The 23,509-nt window shown below is 43.2% G+C and carries 13 protein-coding genes, 1 tRNA gene and 1 pseudogene; 8 read left to right on the top strand and 7 right to left on the bottom strand.

All coding sequences use genetic code 11. The features are described 5' to 3' along the window. Window positions 1-2: 2 nt before the first annotated feature. From J4861_RS01270 to J4861_RS01255, 4 genes and pseudogenes are all read right to left on the bottom strand, one after another. A pseudogene (locus J4861_RS01270) lies at window positions 3-1,882 on the bottom strand (IS1634 family transposase). 228 nt (window positions 1,883-2,110) lie between these two features. After that, the gene (locus J4861_RS01265) at window positions 2,111-3,058 is read right to left on the bottom strand and encodes a HipA domain-containing protein (RefSeq protein ID WP_211816396.1); all 948 of its coding nucleotides are present in this window, start codon (window positions 3,056-3,058) and stop codon (window positions 2,111-2,113) included. Continuing rightward, window positions 3,055-3,390, bottom strand: a complete 336-nt coding sequence (locus J4861_RS01260) for a HipA N-terminal domain-containing protein (protein WP_211816395.1) — start codon at window positions 3,388-3,390, stop codon at window positions 3,055-3,057. The genes J4861_RS01265 and J4861_RS01260 overlap by 4 nt, the downstream gene beginning before the upstream one ends. Before the next feature lie 20 nt (window positions 3,391-3,410). Continuing rightward, the gene (locus J4861_RS01255) at window positions 3,411-3,620 is read right to left on the bottom strand and encodes a helix-turn-helix transcriptional regulator (RefSeq protein WP_211816394.1); all 210 of its coding nucleotides are present in this window, start codon (window positions 3,618-3,620) and stop codon (window positions 3,411-3,413) included. 1,022 nt (window positions 3,621-4,642) lie between these two features. Here J4861_RS01255 and J4861_RS01250 point away from each other — a divergent pair. The 3 genes from J4861_RS01250 to J4861_RS01240 are packed head-to-tail and all read left to right on the top strand — an operon-like array spanning window position 4,643 to window position 11,339. Beyond that, complete coding sequence (locus J4861_RS01250) at window positions 4,643-7,939, top strand: SusC/RagA family TonB-linked outer membrane protein (protein WP_211816393.1); 3,297 nt, start codon at window positions 4,643-4,645, stop codon at window positions 7,937-7,939. 49 nt (window positions 7,940-7,988) lie between these two features. After that, on the top strand, window positions 7,989-9,767 hold the full coding sequence (locus J4861_RS01245; RefSeq protein WP_249110767.1) for a RagB/SusD family nutrient uptake outer membrane protein: 1,779 nt from the start codon (window positions 7,989-7,991) through the stop codon (window positions 9,765-9,767). Window positions 9,768-9,791: 24 nt separating this feature from the next. After that, the gene (locus J4861_RS01240) at window positions 9,792-11,339 is read left to right on the top strand and encodes a sulfatase family protein (RefSeq protein WP_211816392.1); all 1,548 of its coding nucleotides are present in this window, start codon (window positions 9,792-9,794) and stop codon (window positions 11,337-11,339) included. A gap of 868 nt (window positions 11,340-12,207) precedes the next feature. Here J4861_RS01240 and J4861_RS01235 read toward each other — a convergent pair. Then, a complete protein-coding gene (locus J4861_RS01235) occupies window positions 12,208-12,633 on the bottom strand; it encodes a hypothetical protein (RefSeq protein WP_249110766.1) in 426 nt (141 codons plus the stop codon). Window positions 12,634-13,201: 568 nt separating this feature from the next. Between J4861_RS01235 and J4861_RS01230 the strand changes: the two genes are divergently transcribed. The 4 genes from J4861_RS01230 (at window position 13,202) to J4861_RS01215 (ending at window position 16,656) form a co-directional block, all read left to right on the top strand. After that, window positions 13,202-14,416: a replication-associated recombination protein A gene (locus J4861_RS01230; protein ID WP_211816391.1), complete on the top strand. Its 1,215-nt coding sequence runs from the start codon at window positions 13,202-13,204 to the stop codon at window positions 14,414-14,416. Window positions 14,417-14,594: 178 nt separating this feature from the next. Continuing rightward, entirely contained in the window at window positions 14,595-15,545 is a 951-nt protein-coding gene (locus J4861_RS01225; protein WP_211816390.1) for a D-2-hydroxyacid dehydrogenase, read from the top strand. 287 nt (window positions 15,546-15,832) lie between these two features. Next, window positions 15,833-16,477 (top strand): trimeric intracellular cation channel family protein, encoded by a 645-nt coding sequence (locus tag J4861_RS01220; protein WP_211816389.1) that lies wholly within the window; start codon window positions 15,833-15,835, stop codon window positions 16,475-16,477. A gap of 105 nt (window positions 16,478-16,582) precedes the next feature. Next, window positions 16,583-16,656: transfer RNA gene (locus J4861_RS01215), tRNA-Arg, on the top strand. Between the two features lie 79 nt (window positions 16,657-16,735). Here J4861_RS01215 and J4861_RS01210 read toward each other — a convergent pair. Both J4861_RS01210 and J4861_RS01205 read right to left on the bottom strand, forming a co-directional pair. After that, window positions 16,736-17,728 (bottom strand): ISAon1 family transposase, encoded by a 993-nt coding sequence (locus tag J4861_RS01210; protein ID WP_211816388.1) that lies wholly within the window; start codon window positions 17,726-17,728, stop codon window positions 16,736-16,738. Further along, entirely contained in the window at window positions 17,694-18,080 is a 387-nt protein-coding gene (locus J4861_RS01205; RefSeq protein ID WP_211816387.1) for an ISAon1 family transposase N-terminal region protein, read from the bottom strand. The genes J4861_RS01210 and J4861_RS01205 overlap by 35 nt, the downstream gene beginning before the upstream one ends. Window positions 18,081-20,022: 1,942 nt before the next feature. Between J4861_RS01205 and J4861_RS01200 the strand changes: the two genes are divergently transcribed. Then, window positions 20,023-23,424 carry a trifunctional glycoside hydrolase family 18/polysaccharide deacetylase/glycosyltransferase family 2 protein gene (locus tag J4861_RS01200; RefSeq protein ID WP_211816386.1) on the top strand — a complete coding sequence of 1,134 codons (3,402 nt, stop codon included), beginning with the start codon at window positions 20,023-20,025 and terminating at the stop codon, window positions 23,422-23,424. Window positions 23,425-23,509 lie beyond the last annotated feature (85 nt).

Below are 23,509 nucleotides of genomic sequence, written 5' to 3'. Positions count from 1 at the left end.
TCTTATGGGCTCTGTGTCCTACAAATTTTATTCTTTTTGAATGGTGAGTGTTTTAAGTTCAACTTATCGTATATCTGTTTTGCTTGCTTCGAAGGACTACTACATTGGCGCATCTCGATGGTTTCACCTAATGGATTCTTCCCTTTTGTGGTGACGAGCTTTTGGGTGCTCATACGTCGTACTATCTCGGTCCAGTAACAGGATTCTCCTTCTCGTTTTAATTGACAACGGATAGTGTTTACCACCCAGTAGGCTAATAAACCGAAGAAAAGGTGTGCATCGCTTCGCTCATCTTTCTGATGATAGATAGGACGGAGGTTGAGATCATTCTTTAGTTGTCTGTTCGTACATTCTATCTCACGAATGAGATTGTAGTATTCCCATGTTACACGCTCAGAAAGTGTCCTGACATTGCTACGGAGGAAATAGACTCCATGCCCAGATTCCATTGCCGAGAGGTCTTTTATCTCCCAGTCTACACGCAGCATCTCCTTGGGTTTCTTCTCGTTTTTTATGTAGCTTATCTGGTAGAACTTCGCTATAGAAGGGTACTTCTGTATGGTACGTCCTGTACGTTCAACAACCTTTTCATAGGTCTTTGTTCCACCTTTCTTGGAGATTCCATTGTTTATCCTCTGCAGTTCCATCTCAAAACGCTCTTTCCAAACCCTGTTCATGGATGACTCTGTCATAGCTTTCGAAGGAGATGTTATTTCGAGATAATAATCCTCATCATCCTCTGTCTTAACCTCTTTCAGCGTTATCTTTTGCCGACGGGCATCCATTACTGTAACACTCTTGTTATCATCACTGAGCGTATAGTCCTTCATTTTCGTACGGGATACGCAGAGATAATTGTAACCCTTTTTCTTTATTAACTCCAAGTTCTCTTCCGTGGCAACACCTGCATCCATGACAACGAGCGTATCCTTTGTTCTTGATGGATTCCTCTTTGCCAGCGTATCAATCATATTGGGTAGAGACTTGGAATCTGCTGTATTACCCTCCAAGATAGAAGAATAACGTATAAAACCTTCTTTATTGATACATAATGCAAGTACAAGTAGCTTACAATCAGAGCGCTTTTCTTTTGAACGACCGAACTTGGCTTTATCGCTATTACGCTTGCTACCCTCGAAATAGAAGTTGGTTAAGTCGAAGAGCATCAACTTGTTGTCTATATTAAAGAGAGCGTCAGTAATGCTGCACAGATGATGCTCTAACTGTTCCTTTAGTTCATATAATTTGTCAGTGATTTTATACAGAGAATTGATTCCTGGTGTCCAGCCAGGAACTCCACTGTAAAGTTCGCCAGCAGCCGAGTTATCGCGCAAATAATAATAAGATGAACGTTCAGAGACAGCATATACCGTACGAACAATCAATGCTGACAAAGCCGTGTGTATTGCATTTCCGTCCACCCATTTTTGCGCAGAAAACCCTCTAATTGTAGCTTGTCTATTGTCTGCTTGCAGAGCCACTCTGCACCAACATTCCTTGCGTCAGTATAGTTTGCCGTCTCAAGGTCAATATAGTTCTCATATTTTCTCAGCGACTTCTGCTCTTCCTTATTAAACCGATCGATTCCACCTTCTTTCTCCATACGGCTCCACCATTCGTCAGCCTTTGCCTGTTCAATAGGAGTAAGACCGTCAAGATGTTCTTTGAAAAGCGAGGGTGTACTTCTATTTTTGAAGCGTTCGGTAAGAGCGTATGCAATTTTTCGAACCTGTACAGCAGTAAGTGAAGGTTCGAACCCGATGTTCAACAGAATTAGCGAATGTACATGACCCTGCACGTCACGATATGACTCCTTGATGCGATAATAAGGAGCCATGTCCCCTGTGGCAGGGTTGAATCGTGTCTGTACATTTGCGTGCATGAGTGCAAAGTAACAAAATATTTTTGATATGGATGTGTCCTACAAATCAGATTTTACTCCTCGCAACAATACTCTACACTTGATTATCAATCATTTATCAAATTGATACTACACAAAACATCCCGAAAATTTATGAAAAATAATTTTGCCGGTTAAACTTGGGTTAATTAACGGAGAATTATGAATTATGAATTATGAATTAACAGAGGCTTCTGAATTAAATCAGTCTTATTCTTTTGCTAAGGTTTCCAATCTGTGGTCAATAAGTTTCTTGTATTGTTCTTTCTGATTATCAGAGATAAAAGAGTTATCAATACACACCATCCATTTGTCCCTAAACTTAGCAAAACCAGATAATATTCTGTTAGCAACCACTTCGGAAAGTCCTGTCGAAAACATAGCTTCTCGGAAGTCATAGACAAGAAGTGATTTCTTGAAGCCGTTGAGCGACAATGCCACTTCCTCTGTGTCTTCTGGCATAACAATCTTTGTGGAAACCTGATCGTAGGTTGGACAGAGTACATAGTGTCCTTCTCGTATGCTATACAAAGAGAAGTTTTTAAGGTGCATATCCGCATTGCCTATAATCCACGAGAAAACAACTTGCTGCCAATAGTTCACTTTGTCTAACATAGAGACACTGGAATATTGGTCGAGGAAACGCGCTATCATTTCATAACTTCCTTGGTATTTCTGTTCCGTCAGTTTACCACTTAGTTGACACATATCCTCCATAGGAAGCTTTCGCCCATCGTCGGTTCTATCAATTCTTTTTGTGATATAGTTTAGTTCACCATCAGCAAAACGGATAAGAGAATGCGGAACTGTTGGAATCTTCGCAATCTCAGCCAGATGCATGGATAAATCCTCTATCTCTGGGAGGCATTCAAACTGCTCTGTTTGGGGTTTAAGGATATATCGTCCCATAACGCCTACTATCGTTAGACTTTGTGGATTTCCTGCTGCGTCATGCTCAAGGTCAATTGATAGTTTTGATTGTACACCTGTCACTGTCGTTCGTTTTTCAACGACAATCTGTGCCAAACGGTTAATATCTTTTCGTGTGTAAGGAAGGATAGGGGCTATTGCGGCTCCAAACATTTTCTTTGCACAATGTGGGTGATAGTCAACTTCCCCAGCCTTTAACGGCTTATAACAACACAGGCAACGTTTCATCTTCTTTCCTCCTCCTTTTCTATGGGTACGATGCTAATATCTCCTATACAATCACGGCAGCATGAGAGGAGTAATCCCATGCGGTCTCTACGGTTGATTTTCCAGTTTCGTTCAGCAATATTCAGCATCCAACCTTCTGGAATAAGACCATCGAAGAAAGAAAAAAGTACATTATTATGATAATGTTCTGCACGTAATGGCAAAGTCAGACTTACGGGAGTTGGCTTACTACTATCCAAATACTCTTGAAGATAAGCGAAGCTATATCCCCTCTCGTCTTCTGTGATAATGCCTGCCGACTTATCTTTTACATATACTTTTCCTTGTCTCATGATGTTGTTTTTTTTGCCACTTAGTCCTTTGGAATAGGTACTGGTCCTAACTGTAGGTTGAACAGCTCAAGTACTTGGTTGACTTTGTCCATGCGTAGTGTAGCTTTTCCTTGTTCCATCTCACGGACAAAGCGGAGTCCTACACCTGCTTTGAAAGCCATATCCTCCTGCGTTAGATGATATTCCTTCCGCAGTTGCTTTAATGTGGCTGATAATTGATTCTTCTCCATGCTGATTATACCTTTACGGGTACAAATGTACGAAATATCTATGAAAAACAAAACAGATAATCCCTAAAGGGTATAAAGTTTGGTTTATTTAACGTAAATATACCCTATCGGGGAGGACCTCACCCCCCAACCCCCTCTCCGAGAGAGAGGGGGAGTGCTGGAAACAGTTTGCTGAAGGATGCATTTTCCTTTGAACTTTGAGCATTGAACTTTGGACTTTATGATATGAACTACGAATTTCCCTAATTACACTAATGTTAATTATAATCTAATTCGTGTCATTCGCGAAATTCGTAGTGCTGTATTGGTAGTTGACAAGTTAATAAGTTGCTTGTTGCAATAAAACACATAATCTTGTTTTTTATTCTTCTGTCTTCTTTTGTTCCTCTGTATTGTAAAGGAAATTCAAACCTTGAAAATTAAGAGGGCGTTAATTCCATTCGAATTAACGCCCTTTTAGCTTGCAAAAGATGCCCTTTAAGCCCCTTACTAACGCCCTTTTGAAGCCTTAATAAGAACCTTTTAAACCGCACTCCGATAACTGATTGATAATAAAACATTTACAAAGGTGAAAAAAAGAGTTGATTCTCGACTCCATTCCTCACCTTTTCCTGACCAAAAATGTAAAATAAATTCACGCATCGACTACGAATTTTTATCCTTTGAACATTGAGGTTTGAACTTTGAACTCTTTTACCTTTGAACATTGAGGTTTGAACTTTGAACTTTATGATATGAACTACGATTTTCTCTAATTACGCTAATGCTTATTGTAATGTAATTCGTGTCATTCGCGTAATTAGTAGTTCTTTGTTGGCAGGTTGACGAGTTGACAGGTTTACGAGTTGACAGGTTTACGAGTTGACGAGTTAATTGTAGCGATAAACCACAGTTAACAGTAGTAATCATAATTATGAATTGTGAATTTTGAATTATGAATTACCAGAGGATTATGAATTTTGAATTCTGAATTAATAAAAAAAGTGTTATATTTGCACCTGTAAACCTAAATCAATGTAATTATGTCTAAATCTACTACTGTCTTCCTGGGTATAAGGAAGCATCCCCCATTTGCAATGGGAGGGGTGGCACTCTCTTTGTGTCTGAGTTTATTTGCCGCTACCCCAGCAGTTAGTTCTACACGTACGAGTGTAAAAACATTTGAGAGTACACAGCAACAAAAGCAGGCTATCAAGGGTGTTGTGAAGGATACCCATGGTGAACCCGTTATCGGTGCCTCTGTGATGGTTAATGGAGTCGCCATGGCTGTTACGGATGTTGATGGCAACTTCTCGCTTGCCGCCGCTCCTGGTGCTGTGCTACAAGTAAGTTATGTGGGCTTTAAGCCTCAGTCTGTAACCGTCAAAGCAGGTATGACCAATTATGCCGTTAGTCTGCAGGATGACAACCAAGCATTGAATGAAGTGGTTGTCGTAGGCTATGGAGTACAAAAGAAGGTAAACCTCACTGGTTCTGTTTCATCTGTTAAGGGCGATGCACTCGAGATGCGCCCAGTGACAGACGCGTCGCAGAGTCTTCAGGGATTAGTACCGGGTTTGATGGTATCTAATGGTAGCTCTGGTCGTCCGGGTGCCACGGCAGCCTTGTCATTGCGTGGTCAGGGCAACCTCTCCGGTACTGGTCATCCTTATGTTTTGGTAGATGGAATCGAGATGAGTCTTGCCGATGTCAATCCAAATGATATCGAGTCAATCTCTGTATTGAAAGATGCATCCGCTTGTTCTATCTATGGTGCGCGTGCTGCCTATGGTGTTATCTTGGTTACGACCAAGCGAGGAGAGGAAGGCAAGATGCACGTAAACTATCAAGGAAGCATGGGTTGGAACCGTCCGACGGTATTACCAGAGATGGCAAATGCCGTAGAGTTTGCGAAGATGTGGAATACTGGTGTTACGAATGCCAACTCCTCTCGCCTCTACAGCGACGAAAAGATTAAGCTGTTAGAGCAGTATATGAACGACCCATCAAGTGTGAATCCATGGCAAGAACTCCCTGCCAACTCCTTGATGAACCCAGCCTTTGAGAACACAGAGAAGGGTATTGGAAACGTTGACTACTTCAAGTTACATTATAAAGACTATGCCTTCAAGCAGCAGCACAACGTAAGTTTGAGCGGTGGCGGTAAGCAGGCACAGTATTATGTATCAGGAGGTTACTTCAAGGAAGACGGTATTCTGCGTTATGCGAAGATGAACTTTGAGCGTATGAACCTCGCTTCCAATCTCACCTCTCGACTCACCTCATGGATGAAGATGAAGCTTAATTTGAAGTATGTTCATTCTGTCGACAACACTCCTTTTGGTGCAGGCGGACTGAGTGAAGGCTTCTATCACTCCTTAGCACGTTTCCGTCCGACGATTTCTGTTGTCGATCCTAACGGTCATTTCACGGAGTTGTCAATGATACCTTACCTACAGAGTGGCACCTTCACCCGTACAAAGCGCAATCATTACGACATCACATTAGGCTTCGAACTTAATCCAGTAAAGGGATTGATTATCAATGCCGATTACACCAATAAGTTTATCTCAACCTCATACGAGGCTTTGAATGTTGCGCCAGACATCTATGCAGCCGATGGCGTAACGACCTCAAAGGGTGTGCGAGGAGAGTTGGATGCAAGTCCTGATGGCAAGTATCAGCGTTCAAACTATAACATTCACTACCAGAATATCAGCCTTTATGGTAACTACTCATTGACCCTTGCAGAGGATCATAACATCGTTTTGATGGCTGGTTATCAGGAAGAAAACAACAAGGTAGACTATCTGAAGAACGGTATCTCTGGTCTTTACTCAATGCATAATCCAAATACGGCAATGGGAACAGGCGACAAGCAGCCAGATGATATCCGCAACGGATGGGCAACACGTGGCTTCTTCGGACGTATCAACTACGACTATCAGGGTCGTTACTTGCTCGAAGTAAACGGCCGTTATGACGGTTCTTCACGCTTTGCACGTGACCATCGTTGGGGTTTCTTCCCATCTGTTTCCCTCGGTTGGAACATCAGTCGTGAGAAGTTTATGGAACCACTCAGCCAGAAAGTATCGCAGTTGAAGTTGCGTATGTCATACGGTAAGCTCGGTAATCAGGCAGGTGCAGCGCTCTACACCTTCGCATCAACCATGAATCTCAGTGGTGGATTGGGAAGCTATATCTTTGCAGATGGTCGTCATGCTTACCTCCTTGCGCCAGGCGTTGTAAACCCTGCAACAACATGGGAGAAGGTAAGCAGTAAGAATATCGGTTTAGACTTCGGCTTTATGAACAATGCCCTTACGGGTAGTCTTGACGTCTACGAGCGTAAGACGAAGGATATGTTAGGACCTGGTGTCGACTTCCCTGACTTCTTCGGTGCTAATGCCCCACAAACCAATAATGCGTCTTTGCGCGACCGTGGTTGGGAGCTAACGCTGAATTATCGTGGTAAGATTGGTAAGGACATCGACTATAGCATCGGTGGTTCTTTGGCTGACTATACCTCTATTGTGACAGACTATGCAAACCCAACGGGTACGGCACCCGCAAGCAACTGGTATAAGGGCAGACGCGTAGGAGAGATATGGGGCTATCGTACAGACGGCTTGTTGCAGACACAGGAGCAGGCTGATGCTTACAATGCAAGCCATAACAACACCTTCTTCTCAACCTTGAAGTGGACACCGGGTGACGTTGCTTTCCGCGATCTTAACAACGACGGATATGTGAACAATGGTAAGAATAAACTCGATGATATGGGTGATATGACTGTTATCGGTAACTCATCTCCACGCTATCAGTACACAATCAACGGCATGGTTAGCTGGAAGGGACTGAGCTTGAGTTTCATGTTCCAAGGTGTAGGCAAGCGTGATTGGGACCCAACCAACAGCGTTTACTTCTGGGGAACAGGTCCTTACGCACAAGTAACGCTCTTCAAAGATCATCTTGACTACTGGTCGGAGAGCAATCCTAATGCCTACTATCCAAAGCCTTATATCAATTCAGCAGGTGGAGTTCGTCCATACGCAGCGAAGACAAAGAGCCAGCCTACTGACCAATACTTGCAGAGTGCGGCTTACTGTCGTTTGAAGAACTTGACCTTGAGTTACATCCTCCCACAGGCTTGGACACAGAAGATGAAGCTCCAGCAGGTGAAGGTGTTCTTCTCTGGTGAGAACCTCCTTACCTTCACAAAGCTAAAGAAGATGCTCGACCCAGAGGTTATCTTCACTGCCAATGGCTACACAGGCGAAGGCGGTAAGAACTATCCAATGAACAAGGTCATCTCATTTGGACTTATGGTTAATCTCTAATCGTTTAAAAGAATATAACTATGAAACTTAAATATATTGTTTAGCACTCTTGAGTGCAACAACACTTACAAGTTGCTTCGACTTGGACAAGTCTCCAGAAGGAGTGCTTTCAACGGTCAACCCTTTCACTTCCTTGGGTGAGATGAACAGCTATCTCGACCAGTTCTATCAGACAGGTGTGAAGGGACAAGACTTTAACTCATGGGGTAGTGGTGGTATTGCTGGTATCGATATGAACAGCGATAACATGGCAAGTGGCTCTGTTAATACACGATTAAATGGCGGTTTGACCCTCGCTAATGCGGGCAAACTCGGTCATTACTATAATATTCGTAACGTCAACTTCTTCTTGAATAACCTCAATTTCAAGGATAAGAACTCTGCTGCCTACAAACAATGCGTGGGCGAAGCCTATTATTTCCGTGCTTGGTTCTACTTCCAGTTGTTCAAGAACTATGGTAAAATCGCTTGGGTGAATCGCCCTCTTAAACCAGAGGAAAGCGAGATGCAGCAGCCACAACAGGAACGAACCGTTATTGCTGATAGTATTCTTGCCGATCTCGATAAGGCTATTGCCAACCTTAACACCCAGAACAGCAGTGCTTCGATGCGTGTTCATAAGGATGTGGCACGTGCTTTCAAGAGCGAGGTGGCACTCTATGAGGCTACATGGGAGAAGTATCATAAGGCAAAGAACGATGCTTTCTTCGACCCAACAGTTACCGATGCGAAGATTAAGTCTTACTTAGATCAGTGCGTTGAGGCTTGTAAGGACGTTGTAGACAGAGGTGTATGGAGAATCTATACGACAGGTAATCCATTGAATGACTACCGCGTTATCTTCCAGACAGAGGACCTTAGTGCCAACCCAGAGGTGTTATGGTTTAAGCGATATGACGGCGTGAACGTTGGTAACAGCGTTGACCGATACCTCAATCAGGGTGGTGGTAGTAGCGGTGTTACGGCATCATTGGTTGACGACTACCTCACCATCGACGGCAAACCCTTTGTCGGACCAGCCGTGTTGACCGCAAAGGCAACCTTTGGCGATGAGCTAAAGCCAACCATTCGCGACCCACGTCTGTGCCAGACGGTGTGCATGCCGGGTCAGATTCTGCGTCCAGACCAAGGCGGTTACGTTGTTCCACCACTCAATGGGTCGGGCTATAACAAGAATGAAACAGGCTATTCAATGCTCAAGCACGTACAGATTGACTATAAGGGAAGCCTTGATCAGGAAGGAAAAGGCAGCACACCAGCCATTCAGTATCGCTATGCTGACATTCTCTTAAACTATGCTGAGGCTTTGGCAGAGCTCGATGGTGCTGCTAACGCAAGTCAGATTATAGCTGTTCTGAAGCCTTTGCGCGACCGAGTTGGTATGCCAGCAGTCGACTTCGACAGAGAGTATAACACCGAGGCTGACTATCCTTTCCGCAATCTCAACAAGTACTTGCAGGCTGTTCGCCGTGAACGTCGTATTGAGCAGGCTTGTGAGGGTCGTCGTTTGGACGATATCTTCCGTTGGGCAGCAGCCGATGAGCTTATCGTCGGCAAGCGTGCACACGGTGTTTTATTCGTGGGTAGCAACCTCGAACATCATGCAAAGTATGGCACAAGCCTCGTTTATGACAAGCCAAAAGGCAATAATCTCTACCTCTCTGGCAAGCCTGGCGACGCACAACGTTACGTATTGCCAGTGAATCCATCAGGGTATGAGACCGGTTGGAAGTTTAATCCAAAGCGTGATTACCTCCTTCCGTTCGAAACTCGTATGCTCACACTGACCAACAATCTGTGGAAGCAGAACCCTGGATGGGATAAATAATTGCGATAAACCAATTTATTATATATGCAAAAGAAAGTATTATACGGCTTGACAGGAGCGATTGCAATGGGTGCAGTCGTTCCTGCCCAAGCGCAGAAGAAACCGATGAACATCGTCTTCATCATGAGCGATGACCATTCGTATCAGACAATCAGCGCTTACGACAAGCGTTTTATCAGTACACCTAACATCGACTGGCTGGCTGACAATGGTGTGAAGTTCCAAGAGAGCTTCGTTGCCAACTCCCTCAGCGGTCCGTCACGTGCTTGTATGCTGACCGGTAAGCATAGCCATGCCAATGGCTTCACAGACAACTCTAAGACCTTTGATGGTGGTCAGCAGACCTTCCCTAAGTTGCTCCAGAAGCAGGGCTATCAAACGGCTATGATTGGTAAGTGGCACCTCACTTCACTGCCAACAGGCTTCAACTATTGGGATATCCTTATCGGACAGGGCGACTACTATAACCCTGACTTCCTTAGCAATGGTAAGAAGATACGCCGTCCGGGCTATGTGACGAACATCATTGCCGACATGGCGATTGACTGGATGGAGAACAAACGCGACAAGAACAAGCCTTTCTGTCTGTTGATGCACAACAAGGCGCCTCACCGTGTGTGGAATCCTGATACCTGCGACCTCCGCCTCTATGACGACGTGACCTATCCGTTGCCAAAGACTTTCTATGATGATTATGCTGGTCGTTTGGCTGCACAGAAGCAGGAGATGAGTATCATAAAGGACATGGACCTCGTCTATGACAATAAGATGGCAGATAAGGAGAACGAGATTCACACCACTACAGGGCTTGAGCAGTGGGGACGTGGCAACTACAAACGTATGACACCTTCGCAGCGGGCGCAGTGGGATAGCTACTATGACCCAATCATCAAGAAGTTTAAGGAAGACAAACTCTCTGGTAAGGCACTCGCTGAATGGAAGTATCAACGTTATATGCACGACTATATGCGTGTGATTCACTCTGTTGATCGCAACGTCGGTCGTGTCATCGAGTATCTGCGCCAGCACGGTCTTCTTGACAACACGATGATTGTCTATACCTCTGATCAAGGTTTCTACATGGGCGAACATGGATGGTTCGACAAGCGTTTCATGTATGAAGAGTCATTCCGCACACCATTGTTGGTTTACTATCCGGGCGGTAAGCATGGGGTTGTCAAAGAGATGGTACAGAACATCGACTATGCCCCAACCTTCCTCGATGTAGCTGGTGCAAAGGTGCCTTCTGACATTCAGGGCCGTTCTTTCCTCCCACTCCTTGAGGGTAAGAAGCCTGCCAACTGGCGTCAGTCGCTCTACTATCACTACTACGAATACCCTGCCGAGCACTCTGTTTGCCGTCACTATGGTATTCGTACGAAGCGTTATTCGCTCATGCACTTCTACAATGATATCAATGCTTGGGAACTCTACGACCTAAAGAAAGACCCTGACCAAATGCATAATATCTATGGTAAACCTGGTACGGAGAAGCTTACAAAGAACCTTAAGAAACAACTCCTCCAGCTCCAAGTGCAGTATGATGACCCAATACGCAACAAAGGACTTTAGTCCTTTGTCCTTTGAACATTGAACTTTGAGGTTTGAACTTTATGATATGTACCATTAATGACTACGAATTACGCGAATTGCGCGAATCCATAGTATTCTTTGAACTTTGATGTTTGAACTTTGAACTTTATGATATGAACTACAAATTGCGCGAATTGCGCGAATCCTTGCAAACCTCAATGTGCAAAGGTAAAAGGTACATATCATAAAGTTCAATGTTCAAAGTTCAATGTTCAAAGTTCGAATTTATTTTACATTTCGGGTCAGGAAAAGGTGAGGAATAGAGTCGAGAATCAGCTTTTTTGTTACCTTTGTAAGTATCTTGTTATCAGTTATTTGTAAAGTTGCGGTTTTGAAGGTGCTTACTAAGGTTCTTAAAGGGCGTTATTAAGGTTCTTAAAGGGCATCTTTAGCAAGCCAAAAGGGCGTTAATTCGAATGGAATTAACGCCCTTTTGATTTTTAGGTTATGAAATAATTTAACAAAAGAAGATATGACTATACACCTTATTTTAAACCCTAATCGGTCATTATACCACAATACGTATCGTTCTTATTACTATTGTATTGTTTCCTAACATCTTTTATTTTCTTATCGGCATCTTGTCCGTCTTTGCAATGCAGACGTAGCGGGCTACGTCAAGTTCGAGTATATTGGTGTCCGATAAAACTTTTTTTGGTTATCTGTGTTAGATAAAATAGACTTAAACTTATGATTTCATTAATTTATTTGGTTATTATAGGGCTTTCCTTGTCAAAATAAGCACATTTTATAATGCTTACAGTTTAAAACTGAAAACCAAGCCCATGGATAAGTAAAACGGCTGTAACACCGATGGATAAAGAGATACAGAGCTTTCAGTTTATTTTTACCGGACAGCAATAATTTTATATAGTATGTCATAAGCATATTGATCCTTCTTTAAGGCATATAATGTAAAAGGATGGGGAACAGGAGTCAAGTAAAACTGATGTAAGTATAATTCGAACTTGGCACTTACATGATTATCAAAATTAGAAGGAATTACCTGTTTGGTCTTAGGGTCATAAACGGTTAGCGTACCCTCGTAGGTACCTACAGCCTTAAAGAAATATTGATTAGCGTCGTCTCCTTGGATAGGAATTGAATAATTAATATTAGGTTGCAGGATATCAGCTGTGAAATCATTTTGTTCGATAGGAACAAAGGGTATGTGGTCGTTTACGCTTTCTTCATCTTTTGAACATGAAGCAAACAAAAGTGGAAGGACTAAACATGCGACCGCAATAAACAACTTTGATTTGGGATGTTTCATTTTTTGTGTTTCTAATTGATAAATGATAGGGAAGGGGTATTTCGTGTAGACGTTTATTTGTTTTCGCTGATAGCAGTGCTAATGCCTTATCGGATAATGGTTATTACCCAGTGGCTTTAAGTTTACAGAAGAAAGCAGTTGCATATCTCCTGTGTGTTTTTAGCTTTAGAAGCAGATAATCTTCAAGATATTTGGTCATCAGAATTCCTATCTTATGTCGTAAAAAGTCATTTGGTTTATGTGTACATAAGATACAGATTCCTTTTCTTCTGTACTAAGAATTGCAGATTCATTAACCTGCTTTTCTCTTTAATAAATTTATCTATAAAGTTAACCCCAAATCTCTAAGTTTGTAATTCATCTTGCAAACTTAGAGATTTGGGGTTAAGAAAGATATTAAAGCAGTAGTGTTATCAAAATACAAACTTATGGCTTGTATTTTTGTAATGTTAATTATCATGTAGTAGGCTTATTTTATCGCTCCATAATTCAGAAGAACTTTCTTTCATTCTTTGTTATTATGAGATAAATTCAGTACTTTTGTAACAATAATAAAAGAGGAAGAGATATGGAACCATTGGCAGAACGATTGCGACCACGCACGCTCGACGATTATATCGGACAGGAACACCTCGTTGGTGAGGGGGCTGTGCTCCGACGTATGATTGACTCGGGGCGCATTGCGTCGTTTATCCTTTGGGGACCACCGGGCGTGGGCAAGACTACGTTGGCACAGATTATCGCTAATCGTCTGGAAACACCGTTCTATACGCTTTCTGCCGTGACGAGTGGTGTGAAGGATGTGCGCGATGTCATCGAAAGGGCACAGAGTGGTCGTTTCTTCAATTCGGTCTCACCAATTCTCTTTATCGATGAGATTCATCGTTTCTCAAAGTCGCAGCAAGATTCGCTCTTGGGTGCGGTAGAGAAAGGAACGGTGACGCTTATTGGTGCGACAACAGAGAACCCATCGTTCGAAGTGATTCGTCCGTTGCTCTCTCGTTGTCAACTCTATACGCTGAAGTCGTTGGAGAAAGACGATTTGCTGAAGCTGTTGCATCGAGCCATTACGGAGGATGTGGAACTGAAGAAGCGTAATATCGAACTGCGTGAGACGGGGGCGCTCCTGCGTTACAGTGGGGGCGATGCGCGTAAGCTACTGAATATCCTCGACTTGATTATCTCAGCCGAATCGGGCAACGATGTCGTGATTACGGATAAGATGGTGGAGGAACGACTGCAAGAGAATCCGTTGGCGTATGACAAGGATGGGGAGATGCATTACGATATTATCTCGGCATTCATCAAGTCGATTCGTGGCTCCGACCCAGATGCGGCACTCTACTGGATGGCACGTATGATAGAGGCTGGGGAAGACCCGAAGTTTATTGCGCGTCGTGTCGTTATCAGTGCGGCAGAAGATATCGGACTTGCCAATCCTAACGCCCTATTGCTGGCGAATGCAGCCTTTGACGCTGTGACGAAGATCGGTTGGCCCGAAGGTAGAATCCCATTAGCAGAGGCGGTAGTCTATTTAGCTCGTTCGAAGAAGGATAACTCCGCGTATAAAGCCATCAACGAAGCGATAGAGTTGGTGCGCCAGACAGGTAACCTCCCAGTTCCTCTCCATCTTCGCAATGCACCGACAAAACTAATGAAGGACCTCGGTTATAGCGATGGATATAAGTATCCACACGATTACCCCGGACATTATGTCGAGCAGCAGTATATGCCGGATGAGTTGGTACCTCCCCCAACCCCTCCAAAGGAGGGGAGCACCTAACGGAGTGTTATCTCCCTATGTCTCCCCTTATGATAGTAATAATATGTAGCGAAAGCTCACTAAATTGTACCCTAAACCCAATCAAATTGTGCCTCAAACCCAACCAAACTGTACCCCGTTAGGCACTCCCCTCCCTTTTGGGGAGGGGTTGGGGGAGAGGTTCTAACACCCAACAAACATGAAAATAGTAATTCTCGACTGCCATGCAGTCAACCCAGGTGACCTTTCATGGGAACCGATAAAGGAAATAGCAGAGTGCGTTATCTATGAGCGCACAAGTCAGGAACAAGTTATTGAGCGAGCTAAGGATGCGGACGGTATTCTTATCAATAAGATTAATATCACCCGTGAAGTACTCGACCAACTGCCACAATTGAAGTATATCGGTGAGTTAGCAACAGGATATAACAATATTGATGTTGAGGCTGCACGCGAGCGGGGCGTCGTCGTATGCAACATCCCTGCATATAGTACGGATAGCGTTGCACAGCATGTCTTCGCCCTTCTCTTGAACGCTACCACACATGTCGACCATTATGCTGAGGCTGTACGCCGTGGCGAGTGGAGCAAGCAGCAGGACTTCTGCTACTGGGACACACCACTCATGGAACTCGCTGGTAAGACACTCGGTATCGTTGGCTTGGGCAACATCGGTCAGAAGGTGGCAATGATTGCACATGCTCTGGGTATGGATATCTCAGCTTGCACCAGCAAGAACAGTAGCGACCTACCAGAATGTATCCGTAAGACAACCCTTGAAGGCTTGCTCAGTACGTCTGACGTCATCACCTTGCACTGTCCTTTGACAGCGGAGAACGCTGGTATGATCAATGCCGAGACACTGAAGAAGGTACGTCGTGGTGCCATCCTTATCAATACCGGACGTGGCGGACTTGTCGACGATCAGGCTGTTGCCGATGCCCTTGAGAGTGGTCAGCTCGGTGCTTATTGTGCCGACGTAATGACTGAGGAGCCACCTCGTGCAGACAATCCGCTATTCCGTCAGCCTAATGCCTTCATCACTCCACATATTGCGTGGGCAACACGTGAGGCACGTGAGCGCCTAATGGCTATCTGCGTTGAGAATATTAAGAAGTTTATAGCAGGGGAACCACAGAACGTGGTGTAAAGCCCCACCCCGACCCTCCCCGAAGGGGGAGGGAGAAAGCCTCCCCCAGCCCCTCCGAAAGGAGGGGAGTGCAGATAGTTATGGGTAGTACTCTAAGTTTATGCAGCTAATGAGCATAGCTTACATGGAGGGGTTAAGTAATTATAATATGTAAATTAGATTTCTTTATTGCACAACAATGAGGAGATATACTTAATACTTACGAAGAATGTATAGTGAACCTTATCCTGTTTGCCTCCCTCCCCCTTCGGGGAGGGTCGGGGTGGGGCTTCCTTTTTAATTCAAATATGATCTACACTGATCCACATCTTGTCCGTACACTTCAGGTGATACTGGAGTTTCTCGGAACGTTTGCGTTTGCCATATCGGGCATCCGCCATGCCGCACAGAAACACTTCGACTGGTTCGGAGGTTATGTCTGTGGCTTTGCCGTCGCTATTGGTGGCGGTACGCTTCGTGACACTATGTTAGGCGTGCGCCCGTTCTGGATGGCAAACATCATGTACGTTCTTTGTACAGGTCTGGCGCTCTTCCTCGTCATCTTGTCGCGTAGGTGGATTCAACGCCTTAGCAATGCGTGGTTCGTCTTCGATACACTCGGCTTGGCACTCTTTACTATTGCGGGTATTCAGAAGACAATCGCATTAGGACACCCCTTCTGGGTAGCCATCATCATGGGTTGTATCACTGGTGTGGCAGGTGGTGTTATCCGTGACGTATTGCTGAACAATATCCCCGTAATCTTCCACAAAGAGATCTACGCCGTGGCAAGTGTGGGTGGCGGACTCATCTATTGGGCACTCTTCTCGCTCGGAATACCACTTCCGATAACAGTTATTGTGACATTCCTTGCAATCTGTTTAATTCGTTTTATTGCAGTGGGTTATCACATCTCGCTCCCCACTTTACAAGATGAAGACGAAAAAAAATAATAAAAAAGATTGCTAAACATTTGGTGGAACGAATAAAAAGCAATACCTTTGCACTCGCAATTCAGAAATGACAACTTAGTTATTATCTGTTGCGACCATAATAATGGTTCCGTAGCTCAACTGAATAGAGCACTTGACTACGGATCAAGAGGTTACAGGTTTGAATCCTGTCGGAATCACAAAAGGAATACTCGGGAGAGTATTCCTTTTTTTGTTTTCCGAACTTTTACCTTTGAACTTTGAGGGGGCAGTAGATATTTAGTGGGGAAAGGCATATAGTTTGGCAAGTCTAAAAAGAAAGAAACTTTTATCTACAACTCCTCTTAAGTTAGCCCTAAATAGTTTTATTTTTGCATTGAAGGATTCCGCAGCAGCGTTTGTAGATCTGTTAATATAAAAGTTAAGTATGTCTTCGTAATGTTCGTAGAAAGTTGCAGCAATGACATTAAAGGAATGAAAGCCAGCTTCTGCGACGTTATTATACCATTTTGCCAATGATAGTCTGGCTGCATCTTTGATAGTATTCTTAGCAAAAATCATTCTTAGCGAATGTGATAAACCGTAAGCCTTTTTAATGTCAGGATATTCTCTGAACAGTATTTTGGCTCTTAGCTTCTGTTCATCAGTCCATTTCTCTGATGATTTGAACAACAGGTACCTACTTCTTACCAGCAGTTCACTACGTGTATCTCCATTTTCAAAAGTCAGTGGTTGATACGCTATCTTTTCTAACTTCGCATTCTCTTTCTCGTCATTTGCTTGCTGTAAAGCTGCCCAGCGATACTCTATTCTCATCTGTTGCACGGCATCACTTGCAAGTTTCTGTATATGAAAGCGATCAATCACTCGTTTAGCTTTTGGAAAACAATGCCTTACAATCTTACGCATACTATCGGACAAGTCCAAGGTGACCTCTTCTACAGCTTCCCGTTTCTTCTCATCTATCTTATCCAATACCTTGCAGACATCCAAGGATTTGGTTCCAGCAACAATGGCTACAAGACATCCTTGCTTGCCGTGTTTGTCCCTATTAGTGATAATCGTATAGAGTTCACCATTGGACAAGGATGTCTCGTCTATTGCTATGTTCTTACCAATATTATCCTCAAAGAGAAGCCACTTCTGAGCATGAGACAACTGATCCCAGGACCTGTAACCGCTTAATGTTTCCTTGTATTGTTTCTCAAAACTACGTCCATTGATATGATAGAATTCCTCAAGCGTACGGCAGGTCACTGGGGATGTCTCCATACGTTTCTTTTAAAAAAGCTCCGAACTCTTTGGAATAACGAGTGCCGGAGGCTGTAATATCTATCTGCAAGGGAAGAGAGAAACTCTTACCTGTACGAATATCTATCCAGCGACGTCGACGAAGAACCAAAATAACCTTATGGTCACGAATCGGAAAGTCCGTCACCTCGACAGCTTCCATAAAGCCTTTTGATTCAAAATGAAGATCATCGGAAAGTTCTTTCTCCATCTTCTCATCAAGATAAATACGTAACAATGAAGTATCAGACTCTATCTTAACAATAGAGAAATAATGTAATACATCACTGGGTAAAACGAATTCGGCTAAATGATATAGATATTTTTCTTCCATGATACAAAGGAAAGAAAAATATATTAATTAAGAAAATTTCCCCACCTTTTTTCTACTGAGCCACTTTGAGGTTTGAACATTGAACTTTATGATATGGGTAGTTGACGAGTTGACAGGTTGACGAGTTAATTGTAGCAATAAACCACAGCTAACATCGGTAATCATAATTTGGAGTTGACGAGTTGACAAGTTTACGAGTTTACGAGTTAATTGTGGCAATAAACCACAGCTAACAGTAGTAATCATAATTATAAATTGTGAATTATGAATTCTGAATTATAGTTGGGGTATATATAAAAAGAAACGGCAGAGCAATTGCTCTTCCGTTATCTCCGAATAACCACCGTCTCACGACGATAATATTTCTACAATCTTTACCTAAAATATAACTAAAAACCTAAATCTATTACTAACCTAAACAAATCTTCTTTTTCAATAATAATCCTGAGCAATCTTGAATACCTGTAAAGTCTAAAACCTTGTAACCAGATATGTTTCTCTTGAATTACAATGCAAAGGTATGGATAATATTCAGATTATCAAAATTAAACGATGAAAAATATCATTCTATCGGTTGTTTCTTGATATATATCAAAGGCGATGATTAGTGTAAAGTTGACCTTTTGAGGGTATGTTTTCTTAACGGAATGTGCTTGAATACCGCAAGAATCCTATTGTTTTCGTGAATAGAGTAGGGCGGAGCGGTAGGCAAGCAAATGCGAGGGGGCTTTGTTAGTGGAAGCTGATTGTTGGTTCTTCCGTTAAATGTGTGGACGCTTTCCGTATTGATTTAATGGAAGAAGCAAAGTTAGTCACTAAATAAAAACATAGTCAAGACAGTCAACTATTTACTCTTTTATCATCCTATGACATTGAACCCCTTTTCATTTTAAGACTTCGAAAATCTATAGGCAGGGGCTTGAAAAATCATTATATAATTTCAAGCAAGACATCTATAAATAACGGCAAAAACACATACAAAAAGTAGGTTTGTAACCATAAGGAAATCAATTAGTTATAAAGTGGTAAAGTAAAAGGTGCTTAATTGGACATCAAAAGGGCGTTAGTAAGGGGCTTAAAGGGTACCTTTTGCAAGCCAATTAGGAGTCTTTTCGAAGCCAAAAGAGCATGTATTCAAAATTATGATGTGAAAAATTATGACAGAATAATAAGTTATTAGCCTAATTAGCCCAATTGAACCAAATAGCCTAATTAGGCTAATAGGGAATAAATTGTTTGTAGAAGAAAGACAGACATCGCACCTAATTACATTTATCATATAGTTTATCCCGTTTTGTAAAACCATCTAATTGGAGGTAATTATACCGGTGTTGGGTGATGGTTGTTGGGTGTTGAGTCTTTATAAAACAATCTTATTGGATGAAAGCATACCATGTATGCGGATTATTCTCATTCTATTAACCTGTCTACGCATTTAATGGGAGCGGCTTATTATTTTCATATAATTATGTTTGTCTTTATAAGAAATATTGTACTTTTGCACTTGTAATAGGCAAATCCTTTTGCCCTTTCCATCTTCCTGAAAGGTATTAGGACTTTGTTATGACAGGTTGGAGAGAGCTTGCAGGCTGCGAAGCGGAGCATAATCGTTTTGAAGAACAGTACTACAGAGCATTCCTTGGATTTATGTAGGAAACAAAAACGGCTTAAAACACAGGAAGTAAGATCGAGAAGGATAACATTTTTTGTTCTTAGATACAATCGACGGATTGTCACTTTATGCGTAGAACCTTTATATTCTTATAGGTGAAAGAAGTCATCCGCTTATTATGATAGGAAGTAACAAATCACTTCCCACGTTTATATCTAAGGAACAAGATAGTGGGACAATACCCGAAAAAAGAATTAGAGATACAGAAATCATCTATAGAAGAATGTCTATAGATAATAATTATTGCTTTCATTTAATAGAAAAGAAACAATGAGCAAGCAAGTTTTTCAGACAGACTCCCGTCAGCGCTGGAGTTATTTTAAGTGGACCTTACGCGTCGTTCTTACGATTCTCTCATTGTTAGGAATCGTTTTCTTGGCAATGTTTGCCTTGGAAGGAAGTCCTCAGATGCCTTTCCGTCACGATTATCGAAATGCAGTAACAGCGTCATCACCTTATACGAAGGATAACAAGACGGCAAAGCTTTATAAGTCGTTCCGCGACTTCTTCAAGGAGAAGAAGATGCACAATAACTATGCGAAGGCTACGATTAAGAAACAACGATTTATTGGAAAGGCAGATAGTCTGACACAGAAATACTTTCGTGAGTGGGACGACCCACGAATCGGTGTGCGTTCGGCATGGTATGTAAACTGGGATAAGCATGCTTATATCTCCCTGAAGAACAATATCAAACATTTGAATATGGTTCTGCCAGAGTGGTTTTTTATCAATCCTAAGACCGACAAGGTGGAGTATCGGATTGATAAGCAAGCACTGCGGTTGATGCGTCGAACAGGTATTCCGGTTCTTCCTATGCTCACCAATAACTACAACTCCGACTTCCATCCAGAGGCGATAGGACGTATCATGCGTGACGAGAAGAAGCGTATGGTACTCATCAACGAGATAGTTGGGACGTGTCGGCGCTATGGATTTGCAGGAATCAACCTCGACTTAGAGGAACTTAATATTCAAGACAACGACCTTCTTGTCGAATTGCTCAAAGACTTCTCACGTGTTTTCCATGCGAATGGGCTTTATGTAACACAAGCCGTAGCCCCTTTCAATGAGGATTATAACATGCAGGAACTGGCGAAGTATAACGACTATCTCTTCCTCATGGCTTATGATGAGCATAGTATGGGAAGCCAACCGGGAGCTGTTAGCTCACAACGTTGGGTAGAAAAGGCTACCGACTGGGCTGCAAAGAATGTTCCGAATGATAAGATTGTCCTCGGTATGGCTACCTATGGATATGATTGGGCAAACGGAGAAGGCGGTACGACCGTGTCATTCGACCAGACAATGGCTATTGCACAAGATGCAGATGCAAAGGTAAAGTTCGATGATGACACCTATAACGTGAACTTCTCTTATCAGAACACCGACGATGGAAAGGTTCATCATGTGTTCTTCACCGATGCTGCGACCACTTTTAACATCATGCGTTTTGGTGCAGAGTATCATCTTGCAGGCTATGGCTTATGGCGTTTGGGAACTGAAGACAAGCGTATCTGGCGTTTCTATGGCAAAGATATGTCATGGGAGAATGTGGCAAGGATGTCTGTTGCAAAGCTGATGCAACTCAACGGAACCGATGATGTCAACTTTGTTGGCTCTGGTGAAGTGCTCGAAGTGACAACAGAACCTCATCCTGGAGACATCTCGATAAGGATAGATAAGGACAATCGCCTTATCTCGGAAGAGTATTATCGTGCCCTGCCTTCTACTTATACCATCCAACGATTAGGTAAATGTAAGGACAAGCAGCTTGTTATTACCTTCGATGACGGACCAGACAGCCGTTGGACTCCTACCGTATTAAGTACGCTGAAGAAGTATAATGTCCCTGCAGCGTTCTTCATGGTGGGACTGCAGATGGAGAAGAATCTGCCATTGGTAAAGCAAGTATATGAGGATGGACACACCATTGGCAACCACACCTTCACCCACCATAACATGATTGAGAACTCCGACCGCCGCTCTTATGCAGAGTTGAAGTTGACAAGAATGTTGATAGAGAGTGTGACAGGACATAGTACTATCCTCTTTCGTGCGCCTTATAATGCTGATGCCGACCCAACGGAACATGAAGAGATATGGCCAATGATTGTGGCAAGTCGTAGGAATTACCTCTTTGTGGGAGAGGCTATCGACCCTAACGACTGGCAGCCTAACGTTACAGCCGACCAGATTTATCAGCGTGTCATCGATGGTGTACACCATGAAGACGGACATATCATCTTGTTGCATGATGCGGGTGGTAGTTCTCGAAAGCCTACCCTTGATGCGCTCCCTCGTATCATAGAGACCTTGCAGCATGAGGGTTATCAGTTCATCTCCCTCGAACAATACTTAGGTATGGACAAGCAAACGCTGATGCCTGAGATTAATAAAGGTAAGGCATACTATGCGATGCAGACCAACCTTTGGTTAGCAGAGATGATCTATCATGTCTCAGACTTCCTCACAGCTCTTTTCCTTGTCTTCCTTGCCTTGGGAGTGATGCGCCTGATATTTATGTATGTGTTGATGATAAGAGAGAAGCGGGCGGAGAACCGACGTCATTATGCTCCTATTGATGCTGCCACAGCACCAACAGTCTCTATCATCGTACCGGGTTATAACGAGGAAGTAAACATCGTGCGTACCATCACTACGCTTAAGCAACAGGACTATCCTAACCTGCATATCTACTTCGTTGATGATGGTAGTAAGGACCATACACTCGAACGTGTACATGAGGCATTCGACAATGATGATACGGTTACGGTGCTTGCTAAGAAGAATGGTGGAAAGGCTTCAGCCCTCAACTATGGTATTGCTGCCTGCCGTTCAGAGTATGTCGTTTGTATTGATGCCGACACCCAGTTGAAGAATGATGCGGTAAGTAGATTGATGAAACACTTCATCGCTGACACAGAGAAGCGTGTCGGTGCGGTGGCTGGTAACGTGAAGGTGGGTAATCAGCGGAATATGCTTACCTACTGGCAGGCTATTGAATATACGAGCAGTCAGAACTTTGACCGTATGGCTTACTCTAATATCAATGCTATCACCGTTGTGCCTGGAGCTATTGGCGCTTTCCGCAAGGAGGTGATTGAAGCCGTGGGAGGCTTTACAACTGATACCTTAGCAGAAGACTGCGACCTGACGATGAGTATCAACGAGCATGGATATATCATCGAGAACGAGAACTATGCTGTGGCACTTACCGAAGCGCCAGAGACACTCCGTCAGTTTGTGAAGCAACGTATCCGTTGGTGCTTTGGTGTGATGCAAGCCTTCTGGAAGCATCGTTCCTCACTCTTTGCACCTTCTAAGAAAGGTTTTGGTCTATGGGCTATGCCTAATATGCTTATCTTCCAGTATATCATCCCAACCTTCTCACCATTGGCCGACGTACTAATGCTCATCGGACTCTTTACGGGTAATGCCCTTCAGATATTCTTCTATTACCTCATCTTCCTTATGATTGATGCCAGTGTGTCTATTATGGCTTATATCTTCGAGGGCGAGCGTCTGTGGGTTCTTCTGTGGGTTATCCCTCAACGTTTCTTCTATCGCTGGATAATGTATTACGTCCTCTTTAAGAGTTACCTCAAGGCGATAAAGGGTGAGCTGCAGACATGGGGCGTACTGAAGAGGACAGGGCATGTAAAAGGCTAACCCACACAAAAGCCTCACCCCCCAGCCCCCTCTCCGAAAGGAGAGGGGGAGTGCTGGCAACAATTTGCTAAAGAATGACTAAAAG

The organism is Prevotella melaninogenica (assembly GCF_018127925.1).
Lineage (GTDB): Bacteria > Bacteroidota > Bacteroidia > Bacteroidales > Bacteroidaceae > Prevotella > Prevotella melaninogenica_C.
The sequence above is the reverse complement of the archived record's forward strand: the minus strand, read 5'-3'. Positions and strand labels throughout refer to the sequence as shown.